The 20,848-nt window shown below is 64.4% G+C and carries 19 protein-coding genes and 1 pseudogene; 8 read left to right on the top strand and 12 right to left on the bottom strand.

Annotation, left to right across the window (positions count from 1 at the left end; translation table 11 throughout):
* Positions 1-10 precede the first annotated feature (10 nt).
* The 3 genes from ACSQ76_RS11150 (at position 11) to ACSQ76_RS11140 (ending at position 1,930) form a co-directional block, all read left to right on the top strand.
* Positions 11-1,018, top strand: a complete 1,008-nt coding sequence (locus tag ACSQ76_RS11150) for a GlxA family transcriptional regulator (protein WP_437156630.1) — start codon at positions 11-13, stop codon at positions 1,016-1,018.
* 446 nt (positions 1,019-1,464) lie between these two features.
* Positions 1,465-1,680, top strand: coding sequence for a hypothetical protein (locus ACSQ76_RS11145; protein WP_306129383.1), 216 nt, complete (start codon positions 1,465-1,467; stop codon positions 1,678-1,680).
* A 64-nt stretch (positions 1,681-1,744) separates the two neighbouring features.
* Entirely contained in the window at positions 1,745-1,930 is a 186-nt protein-coding gene (locus ACSQ76_RS11140) for a hypothetical protein (RefSeq protein ID WP_306129382.1), read from the top strand.
* Between the two features lie 52 nt (positions 1,931-1,982).
* On the opposite strand, the pseudogene dxs reads toward ACSQ76_RS11140, so the two are convergent.
* The 3 genes and pseudogenes from dxs to ACSQ76_RS11125 form a co-directional block, all read right to left on the bottom strand.
* Positions 1,983-3,907, bottom strand: a pseudogene (dxs, locus tag ACSQ76_RS11135) (1-deoxy-D-xylulose-5-phosphate synthase).
* A 55-nt stretch (positions 3,908-3,962) separates the two neighbouring features.
* Positions 3,963-4,826 carry a polyprenyl synthetase family protein gene (locus ACSQ76_RS11130; RefSeq protein ID WP_437156629.1) on the bottom strand — a complete coding sequence of 288 codons (864 nt, stop codon included), beginning with the start codon at positions 4,824-4,826 and terminating at the stop codon, positions 3,963-3,965.
* A complete protein-coding gene (locus ACSQ76_RS11125; RefSeq protein ID WP_437158187.1) occupies positions 4,826-5,068 on the bottom strand; it encodes an exodeoxyribonuclease VII small subunit in 243 nt (80 codons plus the stop codon). Before ACSQ76_RS11125 ends, ACSQ76_RS11130 begins: the two co-directional genes overlap by 1 nt.
* A gap of 103 nt (positions 5,069-5,171) precedes the next feature.
* Here ACSQ76_RS11125 and ACSQ76_RS11120 point away from each other — a divergent pair, with 103 nt between their 5' ends.
* A complete protein-coding gene (locus tag ACSQ76_RS11120) occupies positions 5,172-6,143 on the top strand; it encodes a phosphotransferase (protein ID WP_437156628.1) in 972 nt (323 codons plus the stop codon).
* A 191-nt stretch (positions 6,144-6,334) separates the two neighbouring features.
* Here the strand turns inward: ACSQ76_RS11120 and ACSQ76_RS11115 are convergent, their stop codons facing one another.
* Positions 6,335-7,876: a helicase HerA-like domain-containing protein gene (locus ACSQ76_RS11115; protein ID WP_437156627.1), complete on the bottom strand. Its 1,542-nt coding sequence runs from the start codon at positions 7,874-7,876 to the stop codon at positions 6,335-6,337.
* A 534-nt stretch (positions 7,877-8,410) separates the two neighbouring features.
* Between ACSQ76_RS11115 and ACSQ76_RS11110 the strand changes: the two genes are divergently transcribed.
* Positions 8,411-9,130 (top strand): invasion associated locus B family protein, encoded by a 720-nt coding sequence (locus ACSQ76_RS11110; RefSeq protein ID WP_306129376.1) that lies wholly within the window; start codon positions 8,411-8,413, stop codon positions 9,128-9,130.
* A 181-nt stretch (positions 9,131-9,311) separates the two neighbouring features.
* Here ACSQ76_RS11110 and ACSQ76_RS11105 read toward each other — a convergent pair whose 3' ends face one another.
* From ACSQ76_RS11105 to ACSQ76_RS11085, 5 genes are all read right to left on the bottom strand, one after another.
* Positions 9,312-10,088: an aminoglycoside adenylyltransferase family protein gene (locus ACSQ76_RS11105; protein WP_437156626.1), complete on the bottom strand. Its 777-nt coding sequence runs from the start codon at positions 10,086-10,088 to the stop codon at positions 9,312-9,314.
* An 81-nt stretch (positions 10,089-10,169) separates the two neighbouring features.
* On the bottom strand, positions 10,170-11,381 hold the full coding sequence (locus ACSQ76_RS11100; protein ID WP_306129375.1) for a beta-ketoacyl-[acyl-carrier-protein] synthase family protein: 1,212 nt from the start codon (positions 11,379-11,381) through the stop codon (positions 10,170-10,172).
* The gene (locus tag ACSQ76_RS11095; protein ID WP_306129374.1) at positions 11,378-11,638 is read right to left on the bottom strand and encodes an acyl carrier protein; all 261 of its coding nucleotides are present in this window, start codon (positions 11,636-11,638) and stop codon (positions 11,378-11,380) included. Before ACSQ76_RS11095 ends, ACSQ76_RS11100 begins: the two co-directional genes overlap by 4 nt.
* Before the next feature lie 29 nt (positions 11,639-11,667).
* Positions 11,668-12,759, bottom strand: a complete 1,092-nt coding sequence (gene lpxD, locus ACSQ76_RS11090; RefSeq protein ID WP_437156625.1) for a UDP-3-O-(3-hydroxymyristoyl)glucosamine N-acyltransferase — start codon at positions 12,757-12,759, stop codon at positions 11,668-11,670.
* 27 nt (positions 12,760-12,786) lie between these two features.
* Positions 12,787-14,418: a L,D-transpeptidase family protein gene (locus ACSQ76_RS11085; RefSeq protein WP_306129372.1), complete on the bottom strand. Its 1,632-nt coding sequence runs from the start codon at positions 14,416-14,418 to the stop codon at positions 12,787-12,789.
* Positions 14,419-14,754: 336 nt separating this feature from the next.
* Here ACSQ76_RS11085 and ACSQ76_RS11080 point away from each other — a divergent pair, with 336 nt between their 5' ends.
* Positions 14,755-15,324 carry a YcbK family protein gene (locus ACSQ76_RS11080; protein WP_306129371.1) on the top strand — a complete coding sequence of 190 codons (570 nt, stop codon included), beginning with the start codon at positions 14,755-14,757 and terminating at the stop codon, positions 15,322-15,324.
* Positions 15,325-15,518: 194 nt separating this feature from the next.
* Here the strand turns inward: ACSQ76_RS11080 and lipA are convergent, their stop codons facing one another.
* Positions 15,519-16,466, bottom strand: a complete 948-nt coding sequence (gene lipA, locus ACSQ76_RS11075) for a lipoyl synthase (protein WP_437156624.1) — start codon at positions 16,464-16,466, stop codon at positions 15,519-15,521.
* A 252-nt stretch (positions 16,467-16,718) separates the two neighbouring features.
* Here lipA and ACSQ76_RS11070 point away from each other — a divergent pair, with 252 nt between their 5' ends.
* The gene (locus tag ACSQ76_RS11070; protein WP_437156623.1) at positions 16,719-17,444 is read left to right on the top strand and encodes a VIT1/CCC1 transporter family protein; all 726 of its coding nucleotides are present in this window, start codon (positions 16,719-16,721) and stop codon (positions 17,442-17,444) included.
* 18 nt (positions 17,445-17,462) lie between these two features.
* On the opposite strand, the gene ACSQ76_RS11065 is transcribed toward ACSQ76_RS11070, so the two are convergent.
* A complete protein-coding gene (locus tag ACSQ76_RS11065) occupies positions 17,463-18,581 on the bottom strand; it encodes a DUF6456 domain-containing protein (protein WP_437156622.1) in 1,119 nt (372 codons plus the stop codon).
* A 256-nt stretch (positions 18,582-18,837) separates the two neighbouring features.
* Between ACSQ76_RS11065 and ACSQ76_RS11060 the strand changes: the two genes are divergently transcribed.
* Positions 18,838-19,173, top strand: coding sequence for a DUF6477 family protein (locus tag ACSQ76_RS11060; protein WP_437156621.1), 336 nt, complete (start codon positions 18,838-18,840; stop codon positions 19,171-19,173).
* A gap of 4 nt (positions 19,174-19,177) precedes the next feature.
* Here ACSQ76_RS11060 and ACSQ76_RS11055 read toward each other — a convergent pair whose 3' ends face one another.
* Positions 19,178-20,722: a trimethylamine methyltransferase family protein gene (locus ACSQ76_RS11055; protein WP_437156620.1), complete on the bottom strand. Its 1,545-nt coding sequence runs from the start codon at positions 20,720-20,722 to the stop codon at positions 19,178-19,180.
* Positions 20,723-20,848: the final 126 nt, after the last annotated feature.

The following is a 20,848-nucleotide window of genomic DNA, read 5'->3' as shown; positions in this document are numbered from 1 at the left end:
AGTAGCGAACATGCGCGCGGAAGCGAAAAAATCAAGCGGGGGCCCCGCGTCCGGTCCGAAACGTTTCGTTTTCGTATTGCTAGATAATTTCACGCTGCTGAGTTTTGCCTCGGCGCTGGATTGCTTGCGTATCGCCAACCGCATGTCGGGCGAGACCCTTTACGAATGGGTGATGTCGGGCGAAGCCGATGCAGAAGGTACGGTGTCGTGCTCTGCAGGGTCTCGGTTCAAGGTGGACATCGATCTCGATGAATTGCGCCGCGAGGATGTCGTGCTGCTGTGCGGTGGGGCCGATATCCAGAAGGCTGCAACCAAGAAAATGCTGAACTGGCTGCGCCGCGAAGCGCGCCGGGGTCCGCGCATCGGCGGGCTGTGCACCGCATCGTATGTCATGGCCAAGGCCGGTCTGCTGGATGGAAAGCGCGCGACGATCCACTGGGAAAACCACGACAGCTTTACCGAGGAATTCGACGAGGTGGAGCTGACCAAGTCGGTCTTCGTGGTAGACGGCAACCGCATGTCCACGGCGGGCGGCACCTCGTCCATCGATCTGATGCTGAAACTCATCGCCGACGACCATGGCGAGCAGTTGGCCAATGCCGTGGCCGACCAGATGATCTATTCCTCGATCCGCACCGATCAGGACACGCAGCGCCTGTCGGTCCCCACGCGGATCGGCGTGCGGCATCCCAAGCTGAGCCAGGTCATCCAGATGATGGAAAACAACATCGAGGAACCGATCAGCCCTGCTATCCTGGCAAGGGAAGTGGCGATGTCGACACGCCAGTTGGAGCGCCTCTTCCGGCGCTACCTGAACCGCTCGCCCAAGCGATATTATATGGAATTGCGGCTGCAAAAGGCGCGCAACCTGCTGATGCAGACCGACATGACGGTGATCAATGTGGCACTGGCCTGCGGCTTTGCCTCGCCGTCGCATTTCTCGAAATGCTATCGTTCGCATTACAGCACCACGCCCTATCGTGAGCGTGGCAGCCAGGCCGCGCGGCTGTCGGTGTAATCCGCACCGCCGGGCCGGTTTCGGAAGGACGGCGCCCACCCAAAGCTGGTTGAAATAAGGCGCACGGCACGGAGGTCGTTCTTTTCCGAGCGTGCTGTGTCTGGTGCCGAAACCTTATTTACAAAGGCCTCGTGCAGAACCCGGCAGGCCAAACCCGACCGCCGACGAGGCGCGAATTTTATAAAATTGATTCGTATAATGCGGCAATGAATGGGCAATTCGCCGTTTGTCCCCTATTCACTGTTTCGATGCGGTAAACGATTTCAGGAATACGCGGCCATTGAACGCCTCAATTCGCAAAAAGAGGCATGAATTTGCCGAAAGAAAAGGTTAACACCCCGCTTTCGCCCCATTTGCCACATTTCCGCCCTATTTCACGCCGACCTTGAGCGCCAATGACGTGCGGCGACGTTGCTCTCGCGGCGCGGCGACACTGGACGACCAAAATGACCACAAGGGCCAAAGGACAGATGCTCGACCACCTACGAAACTTCCTGACCGGCGACTCGGGCGTCGTGAGCGTGGATTGGATCGTATTGGCAGTCAGCGTGATCTGCCTTGGATGCCTGACGGTCGGAACGGCCCGCGATGGCACCTTCGGGTTGGCCGACTCGATCAAGACATCCGTGGAAACCAAGTCGGTCGATGGGGTCGATCCCTGAACAAAACCCGCGCCGGCAGGCCTTCGCCCGCCGGCCCCGCAAGAAAAGAAGGAAACACACTGCCATGTTTTCCGCACTAAACACGTTCATTGCCGAGGAAGACGGCGCCGTCACCGTGGACTGGGTCGTGACGACCGCGGCCGTGACATGGCTCTGCCTCGGTGCAATTGAAACGGCCAAAGGCGGCGTCGACAACCTTGCCTCGGCGCTCGAGCAGGGCATCTCGGTCAAGTATAACGAAGAAAACTGAGCCAGGCCCGCACCGGCAGGCCCCGCCCGACATTCCAGACGCAAGGGGTTGCTCAGGCCCGTTTTCCCGCGATCTGCCCGACCCCCAGCACATCCAGGACCTTAGCCTCGATCTGAGCGGCATTGAGTCCGGCCACGGCGTACATGTCGGCCGGGCTGGCCTGGTCGATGAAGCTGTCCGGCAGGACCATCGAACGGAACCGGAAGCCTGTGTCGAAGATGCCCTGCTCGGCCAGGTGCTGGGCCACGTGACTGCCGAATCCGCCGATGGCCCCTTCCTCGATGGTGATCAGCGCCTCGTGCTTGGCGGCCAGCCGGTCGATCAGATCCGTGTCCAAAGGCTTGGAGAAGCGCGCATCCGCGACGGTCGGCGTGATGCCGCGCGCGCCCAGCCCCTCGCAGGCCTTCATTACCTCGCCCAGGCGCGTGCCGAAGGACAGGATGGCCACACGTGAACCTTCGCGGATCATCCGGCCCTTGCCGATCTCCAGCACCTCGCCGCGCTCGGGCATGGTGACGCCCTCGCCTTCGCCCCGCGGATAGCGGAACGCAATGGGCCCGGTGTCATGCGCCGCGGCGGTGGCAACCATGTGCACCAGCTCGGCCTCGTCGGCGGCGGCCATGACAGTGAAGCCAGGCAAGTTCGACAGGTAAGCCACGTCGAAGCTGCCCGCATGGGTGGCGCCGTCGGCCCCCACCAACCCCGCGCGATCGATGGCGAAACGCACCGGCAGGCGCTGGATTGCGACATCGTGCACGACCTGATCGAACCCGCGTTGCAGAAAGGTGGAATAGATCGCGCAGAAGGGCCGCATCCCACCTGCCGCAAGCCCGGCCGAGAAGGTCACGGCATGCTGTTCGGCGATACCGACGTCAAAGCAGCGCGAAGGATAGCGTTTTTCCAGCAGGTCCAGCCCGGTGCCGTCCGGCATCGCGGCGGTCACGCCACAGATCCGGTCGTCTTCGGCCGCGTGTTTCAGCAGCGCCTCGGCAAAGACCTTGGTGTAGCTGGGGGCGTTCGAGGGTGATTTCTTCTGCTCGCCAGTGGCGATGTCGAACTTGGCGGTCGCGTGCCCGCCGTCGCGACGGCTTTCCGCCGGGGCGTAGCCCTTGCCTTTCTTCGTGATCATGTGGATCAGGATCGGCCCGTTCGCGCGGGCCTTGACGGTGCGCAAAACGGGCAAAAGCTGGTCCATGTCGTGCCCGTCGATAGGGCCTAGATAGCTGAAGCCCAACTGCTCGAACAGCGTTCCGCCCACGGCCATGCCCTTGAGCATTTCCTTGGCCCGCTTCGCGCCCATTTGGAAAGGCTCTGGCAGAAGCGATACCGCGCCCTTCGCGGCGGCCTTGAATTCCTGAAAAGGCTCGCCCGCGTAAAGGCGCGACAGGTAGGACGAGAGCGCACCCACGGGCGGCGCGATGGACATCTCGTTGTCGTTCAGGATGACGATCAGGCGCTTGCCAAGGTGGCCTGCGTGGTTCATCGCCTCGAAGGCCATGCCTGCCGACATCGCGCCGTCGCCGATGACCGCGATGGCATCGCCATGGCCGGTCTCGCTGGCCCCGCCGAGGTCGCGCGCCACGGCAAAGCCCAGGGCGGCGGAAATCGAGGTGGAACTGTGGGCGGCGCCGAACGGGTCGTACGGGCTTTCAGAGCGCTTGGTGAAACCGCTCAGCCCCCCTCCTGCCGGATCGTGCGCATACGGTCGCGGCGGCCTGTCAGGATCTTGTGGGGATAGCACTGGTGACTGACGTCCCAGATGATCTTGTCGCGCGGGGCGTCGAAGGTGTGATGCAGCGCCACTGTCAGTTCGACCACGCCGAGGCCGGCGCCGAGGTGTCCGCCGGTTTCGGAAACCGCCGAGATGGTCTCGCTGCGCAGCTCGTCTGCCAGCTGGCGCAACTCGGAATCGGAGAGACGCTTTAGGTCGGCGGGGCTGGAAACCGTGTCCAGCAAGGGGGTCTGGGGGCGTGTCACGCGTCGCCGCTCCTTGAAGTTTGGCAGCCACTCAGGGCCGGTTCGGGCCGGACGGCTAGCTTTGCCGCGAGATAACGAAGCGCGCCAGGTCGCGCAAGCGTTCGGCCCGCCTCCCATAAGCAGATAAGCTGTCACAGGCAGTGTCAACAAGAGCGGCCGCGCGGCGTTTCGCCTCTTCCAGTCCCAGAAGCGACACGAACGTCGCCTTCCCGGCCGCCGCGTCCTTGCCCACGGCCTTGCCCACGGCGGCGGCGTCGCCGGTCTGGTCGATGACGTCGTCCTGGATCTGGAACGCGAGGCCGAGCGCCTGCGCATAGGCCACAAGGGGGCCAGTGTCGGCGCGGGCCATGACGGCCCCGGCACTGGCGGCCCAGCCGAACAGCGCACCGGTCTTGCCGTCCTGCAACGCGATGATCTGCTCGAGGGTCAGCGGATCCGCAGCCGTTTCCGCCGCGATATCAAGGGCCTGGCCCAGAACCATGCCGTCCTTGCCCGCCGCGCGCGCCAGGCTGAGCGCCAGGTCGGCGCGGGCCTCGGGCGTGGCGGCGCCATCAAGATGTGCGGCCATCTCGAACGCCAGCGAGTGCAGCGCGTCGCCCACCAGAACGGCGGTGCCTTCGTCCCATTTGACGTGCACGGTGGGCTGGCCGCGGCGCAGATCGTCGTCGTCCATGCAGGGCAGATCGTCATGCACCAGGCTGTAGGCGTGCATCGCCTCGATCGCGGATGCGGGAAAGACTGCCCGCGAAGGGTTAACATCGTGCAAACGCGCCGTTTCCATCACCAGAAAGCCGCGCAGGGCCTTGCCGCCAAAGAGCGCGTGGCGCATGGCGGCGTGCAAGGGCAGATCGCCGGTGATCTGCGCCTCGAGGCAGGTCCGGATTGCCGCCGCGTCCGCCGCGAGCGCGGACTGAAGCATCAAAGCCCCTCGACCGGCGTGGTTCCCGTGGGCGTGCCGTCGCCGTCCAGCGTGATCGCGGCCACTTTCTCTTCGGCCTCTTTCAGCTTGTTTTCACAGCGTTTTTTCAACTTGGCCCCCTGCTCGTACAGGGCGATGGATTCGTCAAGCGGTACGTCGCCGCGTTCCAGCCGGGTGACGACGTCCTCGAGCGCCTTCATCGCCTGTTCGAAAGACATGGTGTTGATCGCGTCATCGTCCATTTCAGCGGCCTCTTGCATGGGTTTTCCGCAGGCACCATAGCGGTGCGGGGCCAGGGCTTCAATTCGGTTGACGCCCTGCGGGGCATGCGAAAAAATACCGGCCATGACATCCTTTTCCACGTCCGATGCCGCACCCTCGGCCGACCCTGACTTGTCCGGCCTCGTGGCTCGGAGACTGGAAGAAGCGGCGGCGGAAGATGCCGCGTTTTCAACGGCTCAGGTGAGGGAGCTCATCCGCGAGGTCGCGGGCAAGCGGGTCGTGCTGCGCGGCCGGATCGGGGAGCAACCGGCTGTATTCCGGCTCTACCTCGACCGGGTCGAGGATTGTGCGCGGGACTGGAACGAGCTGTGCCGGATCTGGCCGAAGATGCGTGAAGGCGAACTGCGGGTCTGCGCGCCGCTGGGATACGCGCCCGAGGCCGGGATCATGGCGGTGTCGGAGGTCGAGGGAACGCCCTTGCTGCAATGGATCTACGGCGCGCCGGAGGCCGAGCGGGCGCGGTATCTGGAACCCGCGGCGCGGTGGTTGCGGGCCTATACGGAATGTACCGAAACCGATGCCGCCGCCCAGCCGGCGGGGTGGGCCAAGCGGGCCGAGCGGGCGGCGAAAACCCAGGCGTTCAACCGGCTGAAGCGGGTCGAAAAACCGATCCTGAAAGAGATCCTGCGCCTGGTACCGCTGTTGGAAGACGGCCAGTGGCGGTTTGCCGTGTCGCATGGGGATTTTCACCCCAACAACCTGATCGTGAACGGAAAAATGGTGACCGGGATTGATTGTGGCGGGTCACGCCCGGCGCCTGTCTACAAGGACATGGCGCGGTTTCTGATGCATATGGGACGCCGCGCGATGATCCCCTCGGGTGAGGTCTATCTTGGCGTCGACCGGCAGGGGTTCATCGCCTTCTGCGACGCCTTCCGGCTGTCGGCGCATGAGCGGGAAGTGACCCTGCCCTTCTTCATCGCGGTCGAGGCGCTGTTGCGGGCCGAGACCCGGAACCTGCCGCAAAGCCGGGTGCGGCGGGCGCGGCAGATGTCCGAGGCGCTGCTGGCCGACCTGGAGCGGATCGGGCGCTAGGGCGAATCGAAGGTTAACGTCATCCGTTGCCGGAGAATTGGCATGTCGGTATCGCGTCGGTATTTACTCGGTATCGCGACGGTGCCAGTTTCGCGATTTCAGGGGTTGCGCGACCGCGCGGTCTCGGTGCCGTGCCGGTTCGGCGGGCGCGTGGGTTGTCACCCACCCTACGGGCCGTCGCGGGCATCCGCTCATCGTCCTTTGAAGAGGCCGCCGAGAATGCCGCGCACGATCCGGCGGCCGGTGGTACCGCCCAGTTCCTTGACCACGGCGTTCATCACCGCGTCGCCGATGCCGCCACTTTGCTTGCGGCTGCGCGAGGACGAGCGGTCGACGCGGGAGCCCGAGTAGCGGCGTCCGGCGTTGAACTCGCGTTCGGCGGCGGATTGCTCTTCGGCGGCGGTCTCGGCCTCTTCGGCGCCTTGCGCGGCCGCCTCGGCGCGTTTTGCCAGGATCTCGTAGGCGGACTCGCGGTCCAGGACGGTTTCGTACTTTCCCGCCACGGGCGAGGCGGCGATGACACCGGCCCGCGCGGCGGCGTCGATCGGACCCAGGCGCGAGGATGGCGGGCGGATGAGCGTGCGCTCGACGATGCCGGGCACGCCTTTGTCCTGCAGCATCGAGGTCACCGCCTCGCCGGTGCCGACGTCGCGGATGGCATCGGCGGTGTCGAAGCGGTCATTCGGGCGATAGGTCTCGGCCGCGCGTTCCAGCGCCTTGCGGTCGCGGGCGGTGAAGGCGCGCAGGGCGTGCTGCACCCGGTTGCCGAGCTGGCCCAGGATATCCTCGGGCACGTCATCGGGGTTCTGGGTGATGAAATAGACGCCGACCCCTTTGGAGCGGATCAGGCGGGCGACCTGCTCGACCTTGTCGATAAGCGCCTTGGGAGCGTCCTCGAACAGCAGATGCGCCTCGTCGAAGAAAAAGACCAGCTTGGGCTTGTCTGGGTCGCCCACCTCGGGGAGCGTTTCGAAAAGTTCAGATAGAAGCCACAACAGGAAGGTGGCATAGAGGCGCGGCGCGCCCATCAGCTTGTCGGCGGCGAGGATGTTGACCTGGCCGCGCCCGTCGGGGGCGGTGGTCATGAGGTCCGACAGCTCCAGCGCGGGTTCGGCGAAGAACTGGGCGCCGCCCTGGTTTTCCAGCACCAAAAGGGAGCGCTGGATCGCACCGACGGATTGCCGCGAGACGTTGCCGTACCGCAGGGAAAGCTCGCTGGAGTTCTCGCCGACCCACACGAGCAGCGCCTGAAGGTCCTTGAGATCCAGCAGAGGCAGGCCCTGTTCGTCGGCCACGCGGAAGGCGATGTTCATCACCCCTTCCTGCGCGTCGGTCAGTTGCATCAGGCGCGAAAGCAGAAGCGGCCCCATCTCGGCCACGGTGGCGCGGACGGGATGGCCCTGTTCGCCGAAAAGATCCCAGAAGGTGACCGGGAAGCTGTCATAGCTGTAGTCGGTAAAGCCGATGGTCTCGGCGCGGCTCATGAAAGCCTCGTGCAGCTTGAAATCTGCCGATCCGGCGGCGGCGAGGCCGGACAGGTCGCCCTTCACGTCCGACAGGAAGACCGGGACACCGGCCGCGGAAAAGCCCTCTGCCAGGATTTGCAAGGTGACGGTCTTGCCGGTGCCGGTTGCCCCGGCGATCAGGCCGTGGCGGTTGGCGTACTTGAGGGCAAGGCCCTGTTTCTCGGCGTAATCGACACCGCCACCACCCAGGAATACCTTGTTTTCCAAGCCCCTGTCCCCTCGTCCACGTTTTTTCACGATGCGAACATACAAAATTAAGGATTGTCTGCCAGTGTTTATCTAGCCCCGGGCCTCATGTCCTCTTGGTCCGGGGCGACTTCCTCCCTGTCAGACTGGCCGCGCCTTCGGGTGCGGCCTTTTTTCACGAGCCTGCCCGGAACGGGTATTTCGGGCGCTCTGGACGGAGGTACAACCCTTGCGGGTATCCTCTTGTAATGGCTCGATAAGTTTTTTTGATGATTGCCTGTTGACGGCTCGTCGGAACTGCCCTAGCGTCGGGTCAATAGATAAGTCGGCCAGTCCGGCAGGGAGAATTGGGAAAGAGGCCTTTCGGGTCTCTTTTCCTTTTTGGCGAGATGCGTTCTTGTGCCTTTTCAACGAGATAGCCATGTCGCGCCAAGGCAGGACGGCGGCGAAAATCCGCCTTGCACCGAAAGGGGCGTTACGGTTTTATCCTGACACTTGCAATCACCCATGTTAGAGCGCACGCAGCTTGATTTCAGACAAGACAACGGGGTCCACATGACCAGACTTTTGCACACCCTTCCCTTTCTCGTTCTGCTGGGCGTCGGCTCGGCGCTGAGCGCGCAGGAAACGGAAGAGATCGAAGGCGCGACGGACGGCGCCGAAGCGGCCGAGACGGAAGCAACGGAAACGGAAACCACCGAGACGGAAACCGGGACCGAGACAGAAGCGCAGGCCGAAACCGACGGCGCGGAGGAACCCGCCGCCGACACCGCGGGCGAGAGCGACGCGGCGAGCGGGCTGGATCTGGGCCGCGAAGCGCAGGAAGATCCCTCCTATATCAAGGAGACCTTCGGCGACTGGCAGCTTCAGTGCTTCCGCAGCGAGGCCGGTGAGGACCCCTGCCAGATGTACCAGCTTCTGCGCGAGGAAGGCGGCAACCCGGTGGCCGAGTTCAGCCTGTTCAAGCTGCCCAGTGACGGCCAGGCCGTGGCGGGTGCCACGATCGCGGTGCCGCTGGGCACGCTGTTGCCGCAGGGCCTGAAGATCTCGGTCGATGGCGGCAAGGCCAAGAACTACAACTACTCGTTCTGCTCGATGGGCGGCTGTTTCGCCCGCATTGGATTTACCCAGGCCGACATCAACGCGTTCCAGGCCGGCGCTGCCGCACGCCTGACGCTGGTGCCGGCGCAGGCGCCTGACCAGGTGGTCGAGATCGAGGCGTCGTTGTCGGGCTTTACCGCAGCCTACAACGAGGTTTCGGTGCTGGACGAGTAAGCCGCGTCAGTCACAAACGAGATTGAGATGCGCCGCTCCTGACCTGGCGCGGCGCTTTTTTTCTGCTTGTGACGCCTGGCCTTGACCAAGGGCAAGCGCGGGGCGCCGTGTCCGCTTAGAGCCCTTCCACGACATTTGCGGCGACCCCGCCGCACGTCACCGGGAAGGAAGCCCATCCTCGCTACATTGAGTTGGTGACGTTCTCGCTCATGCGCCCCGCCAACTCTCGGGCTGCATCGCCTTCGCTGCTCCAATCGTCCGTGACCTCGCCGAGATAAGCCCGTCGCGCATGATCGAGTGCCATAGCGTCTGAGCCAGACAATCGCGGAATCGCCCATTCGGCGGCAGCATCCTTCGTGATGAACCTCCCTGTGCTGGCCGTGTGCCACATCCGCGCAAGCGTCAGCAGGACATTCCGCTCGTCCCCGCGCAATCCATCCAACAAGTCCGGAAGTACATCGCGCATGGCTTGGTTGACATGCTCTGTCGAAACGTCCGTCAGCAGTTCGCTCCTCGGCGGTCCGAACAACGGAATGGCCTCCTGATGGGCCTGTGCGATAACCAGAGAATATTCAGGATCTCGTTCAGGCATCGGCGTCTCACCGGCCTCGAAAGCCTCCCTCAGCCACTCTCCATAAACGAACTCCGCTCGCGCCGGGTAGTCACCGCGGCTGAGCTCGGCTTGGCAAAACACCATAACCTCAAGGCAGCGGGCGCCTCCCGGCATGGCAGGATGGCGTCCGGAAAGGTGCAGTAAGTCCAGCAACAGGCCTTTGCGCTGGCTCTCGGTCAGCTCGGACTGAACCACTGCCAGTAGATCAATGTCGCTCTGCGGCCGGAGACCGCCGGATACGGCCGATCCATGCAGATACACACCAAGCAGCGCGTCGCCGAGACGGCGGTGCAAGATCAGCACAGCCGACTGTATCTGTTCTGTCTGATGGAGTGCCACCTGCATGATGGTTTTTTAACGGGCATAGCTCATTATCGGAAGGCAGCTATGTCTGCAAAAACTGACCCTGAACACCAATTGCGGCCGTCAGGCGAACCGCTTGAGTGCCAGCACCGCGTTCAAACCACCGAAGGCGAAGGCGTTCGACAGCGCCACGTCGACCTTTGCCTCGCGCGCCTCGTTGGGGACCACGTCGAGCGCGCATTCGGGGTCGGGTTCTTCATAGTTGATGGTGGGCGCAACGATACCGTCGCGCAGGGCCATGATGCAGGCCAGAAGTTCGACCGCGCCGGTGCCGCCGATGAGATGGCCGTGCATCGACTTGGTCGAAGAGATCATCAGCCGGTCGGCATGGGCGCCGAAGACATCGGCCACGGCGGCGCTTTCGGTCTTGTCATTGGCGGCTGTGCCGGTGCCGTGGGCGTTGATATAGCCTACCTCGGTGGCGTTGATGCGGGCGTCCTGCAAGGCGCCGGCGATGGCGCGGGAGGCGCCGTTTTTCGACGGCATGACGATATCGGCGGCGTCCGAGGACATGGCGAAGCCCGCGACCTCGGCGTGGATCTCTGCCCCGCGGGCCTTGGCATGTTCCAGTTCCTCGAAGACGAAGATGCCGGCGCCCTCTCCCTGAACCATGCCGTTGCGGTTGGCCGAGAACGGGCGGCAGCCGTCCTTGGACATGACGCGCAGGCCCTCCCACGCTTTCACACCCCCGAAGCAGAGCATGGATTCCGAGCCGCCCGCAATCATCACCGGCGTCAGGCCGCCATGGACCATCTGGAAGGCCTGCGCCATGGCGTGGTTCGAGGACGCGCAGGCGGTGGAAACGGTAAAGGACGGACCCTTGAGGTTGAATTCCATCGACACGTGGCTGGCCGCGGCGTTGTTCATCAGCTTGGGCACGACGAAGGGGTGAACGCGGTTCTTGCCCTCTTCGTAGACCGAGCGGTAATTTTCATCGAGCGTGGTCATGCCGCCGCCCGAGTTGCCCAGCACCACGCCCGAACGCGCGGCCAGCTCGCCGTCGAATTTCAGGCCCGACTGCGCGATGGCCTCGCGCGCGGCGAGCAGGGTGAACTGGGTGAAGCGATCGTAAAGCGCAAGCTCCTGACGGTTGAAGCGCGCCTCGGGCTCGTACTCCTTGACCTGGCCCCCGATCTTGATCGCAAGGCGGTCGACGTCGCGGATATCAAGCTCGGAAATGCCCGAGCGTCCCTCGCGCATGGCCTCCAGCGTTTCCGCAACGTTTGCCCCGAGCGCGTTGATCGTGCCCGCGCCTGTTATGACGACCCGCTTCACGCCTTCTGTTCCGCCACCAGCTTCTCGATTCCCGCCACGATGGAGGCGACCGACGAAATGTCGAAATCGCTTTCCTGCGGCGCGTTGGCGTTGAAGGGCACGGAGATGTCGAACGCTTCCTCGATGGCGAAGATGCTTTCAACGAGGCCGAGACTGTCGATGCCGAGCTCGTCCAGCGTGCTGTCCATCGTGACGTCAGACGGCTCCAGCACCGCCTGTTCGGCAATGATCTCGATGACCTTGTCCTTGATTTCCATGCTGCACCCCGTTCTTTCCGCAAACCGCTTTAGTCAACCTGATCCGGTTTTGAAACAGCTTTCTTGAGGTCAGCCACGTCGGCAAAGAGCCGCTTGAGCCGGCGCAGGCCTTTGAAGACCTCCATCGTGGATTCCATTTTCATCGCCGGATAGCCCAGCATGACGCGCCCGGCGGGAACATTGGCCAGAAGCTTGGTGCCGCCGCCGGCGATGACGTTGTCACCGATGAAAATGTTGTCGGCCACGCCCACCTGCCCGGCCAGAACGACGTTGTTTCCGACCTTGACCGACCCGGCCAGCCCAACCAGCCCGCAAAGCAGGCAATCGTTGCCGATGACGCAGTTGTGGCCGACCTGCACGAGGTTATCGATCTTGGTGCGGTCGCCCACCACGGTGTCGCGGATGGTGCCCCGGTCGACGGCGGAATGGGCGCCGACCTCGACATCGTCGCCGATGCGCACGGCGCCAAGGCTGTGGATGCGGACATAGGATTGCGATGCGATATCGCCTTGGTCGCCCAGGGACTGGCGCGCCCGCTCCACGCCCGAGACATCCGGCGTGACATAGGAAAACCCGTCCGCCCCCACCACCGCGTTGGGCTGGGCAATGAAGCGGTCGCCGATGACGACGCGGGCGCAGATGCGCGCGCCTTCCCGCAGAAAGGCTTTCTCGCCCAGCACCGCGTCGGTGCCGACAAAGCTTTGCGGTCCGATGACGCTGTGCGCGCCGATGCGCGCACCGGCGCAGATCACCGCCAGAGGACCGACCGAAACATTCTCGCCAAGTTGCGCGGTCTCGTGGATGACGGCCGAAGGGTGGATGCCCTCGTCCCAGCCCTGGCCGGGGTCGAACATGGTGCTGAGTCCCGACATCACGTAGCGCGGCCGTGGCGCGACGATAGCGGCGGAAAGTCCGAGCGCCTGCCAGTCGGCCCCGTCCCAGACGAGCGCGGCACGGGCCGCGCCCTGTGATAAATTCCGGGCATATTCAGGCTTCATGGCCAGGGCGAGGTCGTCTGCCGTGGCGTCGGCAGGCTCGGAGACCCCGGTGACCGTCACGGTGACATCGCCCAGGGCCGTGGCCCCGAGTGCATGCGCGATTTGCTCGATCGTGTAGGACATGTCCGACCCCTTGCGTTTGGGGCCGGTTTATCCTCGAACGCCGGGCAGCGAAACCCCTGCCTGTTCCAGTGCGGACCAAATCTGCGCATCACGCCCATAGACATCCGCACGGTAATTGGTGTGCCCCTTGGGAGAGGTCACGGCGGTACGATAGATGATGTGCACCGGCACGTGGGTTTCCAGGTCGACCTTGGTTTCACGGCCCGTATTCAGGATGCCGTGGAACTTGCCCCTGGGGTCGGCCTCCTGCACGGCCAGCAGCGTATAGGCGAATTCGAAGGGCTGGTGCAGGCGGATGCAGCCGTGGCTGTAGGCGCGGGTTTCATGGTCGAACAGGTGCTTCTGCGGGGTGTCGTGCAGGTAGATGTTGTACTTGTTCGGGAACATGAACTTCACCAGTCCAAGCGCGTTGCTGCTGGACGGCGGCTGCTTGATGGCGAAGGGAAAGTTACGGGCATTGTATGCGCCGAAATTGATGCTGGAGCGGCTGACCACGCGGCCGCGGCTGTCGACCAGGCGAAGGTGACCTGCCGCGTTGCGGTTACGCTTCATCTGCGGCAGGTATTCCTTGACGGCGATCGAACGCGGGACGTGCCATGTCGGGTTGATGATCATGTGCTCCATCTCGTCCGAGAACTCGGGGCTTTGCCGGTCGGAGGCCTTGGCGCCGATCACCGCGCGGGTGCGGAAGGTCTCGATGTCGTCATCCATGATGCGGGCGGAGAAATCCGTCAGGTTCACCAGGATATGGCGCTTGCCCCGGCCCTGGGGCAGGTTCAGCCAGCGTTCGCGCTCCATTGCCACGATGACCGATTTCAGGCGCTCCTCGGCGGTGGTGTTGATCTGGTTGAGCGTGCTTTCGCCGGCGACGCCGTCGGGCTCCAGCCCGTGATCGCGCTGAAAGTCCATCACCGCCTTCTGGATGGTGACGTCATAGCTTTGCGTCGCGGTGCGCCCCAGGTAGCCCTGGGCCATGAGCCGGTTGCGCAGCGCGGTCACGGCGGCGCCTGTGGCGCCCGGCTCGAGCTTGCCGCCCGGCACGGTCGGGCCCCAGCCCCCCTCGGCGACCAGGGCTTCGAGCCGCATCTTTTCCTTCATCAGGCGTTTGTACTCGTTGGTCGAGGGGGCCAACTGGCGGATGAACTGGCGCGGCTCGCGGCTGGCGGCAAAGGCGGTCAGGGTGCGGGTGCGGTCGTAGTCGCGCAGCTCACGCTTGATGGCGGGGACCACGCGGCGCGGATCCAGCACGCCGGTGCGCATGTCGTCGGCCAGGTTCAGGAACGCCTTGCTGAGCGCCACCTCGGCAAAGCCGATATCGCGCGGGGTGCGGGCGGCGCGCAGCATGTTTTCGAGCGCGTCGATGTCATAGCGCGACTGCGGCAGGCCGTGGGCGGATACAGTCTCGAGCGCCAGAAACAGCGCCTGGCGGCGTGGACGGTGGACGGTCTCGTCAGTCCAGATTCCGCGAAAGCCGGTGCTGCGATAAAATGCGGCAAGATCGCGGTCATCGGAGGCGGCCTCGGCGACGGCCTGCTTGAAGGCGGTGACTTGCGCCGAGGCGGGCTGTGGCGCGGACACCCAGAAGACAACCGCCATGACGGCGCTGAGGATGGTGGTGAAAATGCTGGTGTGCCCGAAGATGCGCAACGCGCTGCTCATGCCGTTCTCCAAATCGACGATTGCCCTGCGTGCACAACAAGCGCACGCGATCATTAGTTCCTATGGCAGGAGGAACTGTCCAATCACAATTGGTTTTAAACGTAAAATCCGGCACATGTTGCAGCCAGGACGCGGAGCGGCGCGCGCTTGCAAACCACGCCTGACCGAAATTTGCGCAAATTCTTGCCGAAAACCCATGCGCCATGGAACCCTCGGGCATTCACCCCTTGGTAACCGAATCCCGATATGCAATAACACTCCTACATCTGGGGATGAGATGAACAGAGCCGCTACTTAACGCGGCAACAGGCAAGCGACGGGACAGGCGCTAACAACATGACCGATCAAAGCTCGACGAGCGTAACGCGGCGTGCGTTACTGGGTGCATTTGCAGCTACGACAGTGGTCGCAGCACCAACGTTTTCCAACGCAGCAGGGTTCCTTCGGGGCGCAGGCGACATTCGCCGCCTGACCATGGCCTCGCCCCGCACCGGTGAAAAGATCGACACGATCTACTGGATCGAAGGGGAATACATCAAGGACGCGGTCCAGGAGATCAACCTCTTCATGCGCGACTGGCGCACCAACGACGTCCACCACATCGACATGCGCACGATGGATATCATGGCAGCGGCCCACAACCTGATGGATGTGAACGAGCCCTATCTTCTGCTCTCCGGCTACCGCAGCCCCAAGACAAACGCGATGCTGCGCTCGCGCTCCAGCGGTGTGGCCAAGAATTCGCGCCACCTGCAAGGCCAGGCGGCGGACCTGCGGATGCACTCGCGCTCGGTCAACCAGATGTTCCGTGCGGCTTCGGCCTGTCGCGGCGGCGGAGTGGGCCGTTACTCGGGCTCCAACTTCGTGCACATGGATTGCGGCCCGGTCCGCAGCTGGGGCCGTTAAGACCCGCGCGACGAAACGCAAATATGTCTGTTCAGCACCGGCCCGGCGAGGTCGGTGTTTTTGTTTTCGGACGGGAGATCCCGGATCATGTCCGGGATGGGCTGGCGTTGGTTTTGTCCGGCACGTCTCTCACGCGGACGTCATCCCGGACTTGATCCGGGATCTCTGGCCGGTTTCGACGGGCCGCGGCGCCCCTACCCCAGCCTGGCCATCCGCGCGTCGCGCAGGCGGGCGAAGTCGTCGCCTGCGTGATAGGACGACCGCGTGAGCGGCGTGGCCGAGACCATCAGGAAGCCCTTGCCATAAGCCGCCTTTTCGTAGGCCGCGAACTCGTCAGGATGCACGAAGCGGTCGACCGCATGGTGCTTGGGCGTTGGCTGAAGGTATTGGCCGATGGTCAGGAAATCGACATCGGCGGCGCGCATGTCGTCCATCACCTGGTGCACGGCCTGACGCTCTTCGCCCAGGCCCACCATGATGCCGGACTTGGTGAAGATGCCCGGATCGAGCTCCTTGACGCGTTGCAGCAGGCGCAGGCTGTGGAAGTAGCGGGCGCCGGCGCGGACCTCGGGATAAAGCCCCGGCACGGTTTCGAGGTTGTGGTTGAAGACATCCGGTTGCGCCGCGACCACGACCTCGAGCACAGCCGGGTCGCAATGCAGGAAATCCGGCGTCAGGATCTCGATCGTGGTGCCGGGCGACCGGTGGCGGATGGCGCGGATGGTCTGGGCGAAATGCTCGGCCCCGCCATCGGTGACATCGTCGCGATCCACCGAGGTGATGACCACGTGATTGAGCCCCAGCTTCTGCACCGCGTCGGCCACGCGCCCCGGCTCGAACGGGTCGAGATCCTCGGGCGGCTTGCCGGTGGCGATGTTGCAGAACGAACAGGCGCGGGTGCAGACCTCGCCCATGATCATCATGGTGGCATGGCCCTGGTTCCAGCATTCGCCGGCATTGGGACAGCCCGCTTCCTCGCAGACCGTGACCAGCTTGTGCTCGCGCATGATCCGGTGGGTTTCCAGATAGCCCTTGCCGACCGGCGCCTTGACGCGAATCCAGTCGGGCTTTTTCGGTTGGGCGTTGTCGGGCCGGTGCGCCTTTTCAGGGTGGCGCTGGTCCGGGATCTTGAGATCGCGCACGAATTTTTCCCCGCAAATCCTTTGGTAACACACTCTATTTATAAGTCACCGCGGTGGGAAGTTCCAGTGATGCAAACCCGTCATGCAAGTGACGGATTCGCGCGTAACGAGTGTCCCACCTCCCGCCGTCCCAGCAAGGACGGTATACGCCCGTGCCCCGTCCGCGCGGGCGCCTTGCACCGGGCGGTATGGCCGGTTGCGCGTGCGCCGCGCCGCTTTATGCTGGCGCGCGAGGCATGAGGCGGGGACAGGATGGATTGGCAGCGGCACCGGCGCGAGGCGCACCGACTGAGCCAGACGCAGGAATACCTGAAGCAGATCGTCTATGGCGGCAATGACGGGATCGTGACCACCTTCGCCATCGTGGCAGGCTTCGCCGGCGCCCAGGCCGAGGGCGTGGCGCAGATCGGCGGCGTCGCGGTTCTGGTCTTCGGCCTTGCCAACCTTTTTGCCGACGCGATCAGCATGGGGCTGGGCGAATTCCTGTCGCTGCGGTCGCAGCACGACCTCTACCGCGCGCGGCGCACCAGCGAGCTGCGCGAGATCGCGGCCGATCCCGAGCATGAGCGGATGGAGCTTTTCGAGATTTTGCGCCAGCGCGGCCTGCCCGCCGGAGAGGCCGACACGGCGGCGACGATCATGTCGAAACATCCCGAGATCATGGCCGACCTGATGATGACCTACGAATTCGGGATGCAGGACCCCGACGAGGACAGCCCCGTGCTGAGCGGGCTCTTCACTTTCGGCTCGTTCATCGTGTTCGGGGCGATTCCGTTGTTTCCCTATTTCGTTCTGGAGGCCACGCAGACGACCTTTCTGCTGTCGATCGGGGCAACAGCGGCGGCGCTGGTGGCGCTTGGCATGCTGCGCTGGAACGCGACGGGCGAACGGATGGGGCGCTGCGTGGGCGAGACGCTGATGGTGGGCGCGATCTGTGCGGTCGCGGCCTTCGGCGTCGGCTGGCTGGTGGGCGGCTGAGCCGCGCCTGCCCCGTCGCTACCCCATCAGGCCCGCGCTGTCGCCCAGCTCTTCGTAATGCCGCTTGAGCCGTTGCAGCGCGATGCGCAGCACGATCTTGCCCGAGCGGGCCGACCAGCCGAGCTTCTTCTCGGTCGTCTCGAGCCCTTCGAGAAAACAGCAGCAGCGCAGCGCCACATCCGCCAGCCCGGGCCCGAGATCGCGCAGTGCACCGATCACGCGGGACTGTGCAGCCTGGGCAGAGCCGTTCCGCGGCGCCGCGGTTGCAAGCGGCGCGGCGCCGGTCAGGATGTCCGGCCAGGCGTCGCGGGGCATTTCGTTAAACAGCGCCATCTCGTAATCCTCGCGCAGGCGTTCGCCGGCGCGGACGAGTTCGGCCGGCAGAAAGCGGCTGCCGTCGCGGTTGCGGCGGCGTGACAGTAGGATCAGAGGCGACTCGGCGATGCCGTAGCGGATGCGGCGCCGTTCTTGGGCGTCGTCTTCGTCGGGCGTGCCGGCGTCGGGTCGTCCGAGGAATGCGGCCTGGCTTTCCTCGAACCCCTGCGCGTGGTTCTCCGCCTGCGCAATGAGTTGGCCGAGCGCGCTGCGCCCTGCCCCGGTGATGGCATAGCGCGAGATCAGGCCGGGGCTGTCGCAGCTGATCCAGGATTTCAGCGCCAGCGCCTCGGCGATGTCGCGGTCGACCACCGCCGTGCGGTTCTGCCCGGCCTCGGATTCGCGCACCACGACGGCCTTGTCCATTTCCGTGGCCACGGCCAGCACGGCGCCTCTTTCGCACAGTCGGCGCAGCACGCGCAGCGCCTCTCGGTTGAGGCGGGTTTCGGTCAGGGTAATCTTGGTTTCGGAAGGTGTCAGGGGCGCGGTCATGCGGGTCTCCTTGCTGCACGAACCGGCATCGGCGTGGGACATGACCTGAGCGCCGAGGCGGCGCAGCGCCTCGTCGACGAGATGATCGTCGCGCAGAGCCTCCAACGCACGGACCTGCCGGGAGACGGTGGAGGCATGACAGCCGAGCTTTCGGGCCAGCGCCCGGATCGACGTGCCGCCCTCGATATGGGCGAGATAGTTGATGGCCGCCGTCGGCACCCATGACAGATCTTGCGAGGCGGGAGGGCCCGCCATGCGTGTATCGCTCATCCGTTTCCCTCCTTGGCCCGATCTCTTGCGACAGGATCAGTTGTCCCCAAAACGCCCACAGAGTTATCCACAAGCAGAATGCAACCTATAGGCGACTTTGTTACCAGTTCGTTAATTTAAAGCCAGTTCGGCAACAGTGGTTTCCTGGGTGTAAACAATTGGCCACAGCGCCGAGCGCAACCAACCGGATTCGCGCAACGCCCACGTGCGTCATGGCACCAAGTATGCCGGACAAACGAAAAAGGAGTGCGACGCCATGACCGACCTGCTTGCCCATCTCGAAACGCTGAAGCGGCCCCGCCTTTTGATCAACGCGGCGCGGATCGGGGCCGCGCAGTATCGCCGGGACATGCACCTGGCCCGGCACCTGGATCACGGAACGGCGCCGGGACACCGCGCGGCGCTGGCGCAGTTGATCGGGCTCGAGGCGGAGCTGGACGCGGCGCGGCGGGCACGGCAGGCGGACTATGCCGTCGCGCGGCATCTAGACGTGCTGATCGCCTTGATGGGAGAGGCGCGGCTGCTGCGCGCCGAGACGGCCGACCCGGCCACTGCACCGGCGCAGGCGGCAGAGCCCGCGCCGGTGGGATGACAGTTCAGGAAAAGGCGTCGGGCATCGAGGCCTTTTTCTCGGCGATATAGGCGTCGAGCGCCTCGAGCACGCCGGGGTCGAGATGAGGCTGCTGGTAGTTCGCCAGCTGCTTTTCGACCCGGGTTACGGCCAGCGCCATGGTGTCCTGCGCGCCCTCGTCGGCCCATTGCTCGAACGGTTTGTAGTCGAGCATTTCCGAGCGCCAGAAGGCCGATTTGAAGTTCGCCTGTGTATGGGCGCAGCCAAGGTAGTGCCCGCCGGGGCCGACCTCGCGGATGGCGTCCATCGCCTGGCCGTTCTCGTCGGTGTAGATGCCCTTGGCGAGGTGGTGGTAGACGCCCAGCTGGTCGGCATCCATCACGAACTTCTCGAACGAGGAGACCAGCCCGCCTTCGAGCCAGCCGCAGGAGTGCAGCATGAAATTGACGCCGGAGAGAAGCCCCATGTTGAGGCTGTTGGCGGTCTCGTAGGCGGCCTGCGCGTCGGGCAGCTTGGAGCCGTTGAACGACCCCGCCGAACGGTAGGGCAGCCCGAGGCGCCGGGCGAGTTGCCCCGCGCCATAGGTGATGTGCGCGGCCTCTGGCGTGCCGAAGGTGGGCGCGCCGGAGTTCATGTCGATCGAGGTGACGAACGCGCCCATGATGACGGGTGCGCCGGGATTGCAGAGCTGGTTGAAGGCCACGCCGGCCAGCGCCTCGGCCAGAACCTGCGTCAGGGTGCCGGCCACGGTCACCGGCGCCATGGCGCCACCGACGATGAAGGGCGAGACGATGCAGGCCTGGTTGTTTTTCGCGTAGACCTCCATCGCGCCCATCATCACCTCGTCGAAGGTCAGCGGCGAGTTGATGTTGATGAGCGAGGTCATCACGGTGTTCTGCTGCACGAAATCCTTGCCGAAGAGGATGCCGCACATGTCGACGCTGTCCTGCGCGCGGGAAGGCTCGGTGACCGAGCCCATGAAGGGCTTGTCCGACAGCACCATGTGGGCACGCAGCATGTCGAGGTGCCGCTTGTTGACGGGGATGTCGGTGGGTTCGCACACGGTGCCGCCCGAATGGTGCAGCCACTTGGACATGTAGCCCAGTTTCACGAACTTCTCGAAATCGGCCATCGTCGCGTATCGCCGGCCGCCGGCGCTGTCGCGCACGAAGGGCGGGCCGTAGACCGGGGCGAAAACGAGGTTGTTGCCGCCCACCACGACATTGCGCTCGGGGTTGCGGGCGTGCTGGGTGTACTCGGACGGCGCGGTCTTGATCAACTCTCGCGCGAGGCCGCGGGGAATGTGCACCCGCTCGCCCTGCACGTCGGCGCCCGCGTCCTTCCACATCTGCAGGGCGCGCGGGTTTTCGACGAAATTGACGCCGATCTCTTCCAGGACGGTTTCGGCGTTGTGCTCGATCATTTCGAGCGCCTCGTCGTTGAGGATCTCGTAGTTCGGGATCTTGCGCTCGATATACTTGGCGGTTTCGATGCTGACGGCGGTACGCTCTGCGCGGCGGGCTGCGCCGCCTCCGCCCCGGGCCCGTCTGCGAGCTGCTGCTTCGGCCATATTCTGGTTCCCCAACGTGGACTTGCACCCATGACAGGGTGCGACTGTCCCCTTAAATATCCACTAACGCGACCGAGTCGCGGGAGATTTGCGCCGTTTCACGGTCTATAACGACATTCGGCGGGG

Source organism: Roseovarius sp. B08, assembly GCF_051417955.1.
Lineage (GTDB): Bacteria > Pseudomonadota > Alphaproteobacteria > Rhodobacterales > Rhodobacteraceae > Roseovarius.
The sequence above is the reverse complement of the archived record's forward strand: the minus strand, read 5'-3'. Positions and strand labels throughout refer to the sequence as shown.

Coding starts and splice junctions, on each gene's coding strand:
- ACSQ76_RS11150 (WP_437156630.1), top strand. CDS start 11: ATGCGCGCGGAAGCGAAAAAATCAAGCGGGGGCCCCGCGTCCGGTCCG.
- ACSQ76_RS11145 (WP_306129383.1), top strand. CDS start 1,465: ATGACCACAAGGGCCAAAGGACAGATGCTCGACCACCTACGAAACTTC.
- ACSQ76_RS11140 (WP_306129382.1), top strand. CDS start 1,745: ATGTTTTCCGCACTAAACACGTTCATTGCCGAGGAAGACGGCGCCGTC.
- ACSQ76_RS11130 (WP_437156629.1), bottom strand. CDS start 4,826: ATGCTTCAGTCCGCGCTCGCGGCGGACGCGGCGGCAATCCGGACCTGC.
- ACSQ76_RS11125 (WP_437158187.1), bottom strand. CDS start 5,068: ATGGACGATGACGCGATCAACACCATGTCTTTCGAACAGGCGATGAAG.
- ACSQ76_RS11120 (WP_437156628.1), top strand. CDS start 5,172: ATGACATCCTTTTCCACGTCCGATGCCGCACCCTCGGCCGACCCTGAC.
- ACSQ76_RS11110 (WP_306129376.1), top strand. CDS start 8,411: ATGACCAGACTTTTGCACACCCTTCCCTTTCTCGTTCTGCTGGGCGTC.
- ACSQ76_RS11105 (WP_437156626.1), bottom strand. CDS start 10,088: ATGCAGGTGGCACTCCATCAGACAGAACAGATACAGTCGGCTGTGCTG.
- ACSQ76_RS11095 (WP_306129374.1), bottom strand. CDS start 11,638: ATGGAAATCAAGGACAAGGTCATCGAGATCATTGCCGAACAGGCGGTG.
- lpxD (WP_437156625.1), bottom strand. CDS start 12,759: ATGTCCTACACGATCGAGCAAATCGCGCATGCACTCGGGGCCACGGCC.
- ACSQ76_RS11085 (WP_306129372.1), bottom strand. CDS start 14,418: ATGAGCAGCGCGTTGCGCATCTTCGGGCACACCAGCATTTTCACCACC.
- ACSQ76_RS11080 (WP_306129371.1), top strand. CDS start 14,755: ATGACCGATCAAAGCTCGACGAGCGTAACGCGGCGTGCGTTACTGGGT.
- ACSQ76_RS11070 (WP_437156623.1), top strand. CDS start 16,719: ATGGATTGGCAGCGGCACCGGCGCGAGGCGCACCGACTGAGCCAGACG.
- ACSQ76_RS11065 (WP_437156622.1), bottom strand. CDS start 18,581: ATGAGCGATACACGCATGGCGGGCCCTCCCGCCTCGCAAGATCTGTCA.
- ACSQ76_RS11060 (WP_437156621.1), top strand. CDS start 18,838: ATGACCGACCTGCTTGCCCATCTCGAAACGCTGAAGCGGCCCCGCCTT.
- ACSQ76_RS11055 (WP_437156620.1), bottom strand. CDS start 20,722: ATGGCCGAAGCAGCAGCTCGCAGACGGGCCCGGGGCGGAGGCGGCGCA.